The sequence below is a fragment of the Pseudomonas marginalis genome (assembly GCF_001645105.1).
In the GTDB taxonomy this organism is placed as follows: Bacteria; Pseudomonadota; Gammaproteobacteria; order Pseudomonadales; family Pseudomonadaceae; genus Aquipseudomonas; species Aquipseudomonas petroselini.
The window spans coordinates 58,784-59,603 of the sequence record NZ_LKEG01000024.1 but is presented as its reverse complement, the minus strand read 5'-3'; the positions used below and the strand labels follow the sequence as shown (position 1 = coordinate 59,603).

The following is an 820-nucleotide window of genomic DNA, read 5'->3' as shown; positions in this document are numbered from 1 at the left end:
AAATGAATANNAGAGCTTACAGCTTAGCCGCCCATCACCAGGCCAACAAAATCGAATAATTACAAAAAATAAATCATATTTTAAAAGAGCAATTTTGCTGAACTCTAAAAAGCGCAAAACCGTGGTCTGACCCCTATTTTTCTTTCAAATCCGTAGGAACTGGAACATAATCAGTCGTGGGAAATAGGGGTCAGACCACCAATATACATTGGTGCACTAATCGTGGTCTGACCCCTATTTCCCTAAAATTTGTCTAATCCCGATTGCGCACTATAAATCAAGCTCATATAGCCCGTTCAAAAAATCAGAAAAGTTTCTCGACACCAGTGTCATATTTGAATCATCAGGCTTTGCTCCATCACACTTTTCTAATTCATGATCCCAAAAATACACCTTGCCTCTGCCTTCCCCTTTAATACCCAAGCAAATTTGATTGCCTCCAGGGTCGCATGCAATTGCTATAAACCCCTCGGGGATACGCCCTCTATACACGTTTAAATTTCTGACAAAATCATATGTATCACTTCTATTCAAACCGTAAAAACGTTGAACAGATGACCCATCCTCACCCTCCATAAAACGGAAACTATCTGGTTCAGGGTAACCTCCTCCGTTTTGAGATAAGAACAGATAATATTCTCTAGGCAACGTCGCCCCAATAAAACTCTCTAGCAATTTCATCGCGTCATCCGAGATGGAATTTCCAGGTTCTATTATTTCAAACATATCAATAAAACTCCTATTTAAGAAAAATAGGGGTCAGACCACCAATATACATTGGTGCACTAATCGTGGTCTGACCCCTATTTTCCTTCACCCG

1 protein-coding gene is annotated in these 820 nt (G+C 40.1%); it reads right to left on the bottom strand.

The features are described 5' to 3' along the window. Window positions 1–270: 270 nt before the first annotated feature. Window positions 271–726 (bottom strand): SMI1/KNR4 family protein, encoded by a 456-nt coding sequence (locus AO064_RS30030; RefSeq protein ID WP_082893873.1) that lies wholly within the window; start codon window positions 724–726, stop codon window positions 271–273. Window positions 727–820: the final 94 nt, after the last annotated feature.